The organism is Halorubrum sp. SP9 (assembly GCF_005435015.1).
Taxonomy (GTDB): domain Archaea; phylum Halobacteriota; class Halobacteria; order Halobacteriales; family Haloferacaceae; genus Halorubrum; species Halorubrum sodomense.
Map to the genome: position 1 here is coordinate 1 of NZ_SGXU01000833.1, position 208 is coordinate 208.

1 pseudogene is annotated in these 208 nt (G+C 63.9%); it reads left to right on the top strand.

The features are described from left to right. A pseudogene (locus EXE45_RS19465) lies at positions 1-208 on the top strand (hypothetical protein); the annotation flags it as partial.

The following is a 208-nucleotide window of genomic DNA, read 5'->3' on the forward strand; positions in this document are numbered from 1 at the left end:
GCGCCGGTCAACAGGCGCTCATGGGGGCGATGCTGTTGATGGGTGCGTTCTACATCCTGAAGGTCGTCAAAATCGGGAAGCTCATCGGTGACACGGTCTCGTCGGGCGCCGCCTACGGGATCGCGATCCTCGTCGTTGGCGGGCTCGCGATCGCCCTCGGCTGGATCGACCCGAACATCGGTCGGATGACCTCGCAGGTAGCGACGTT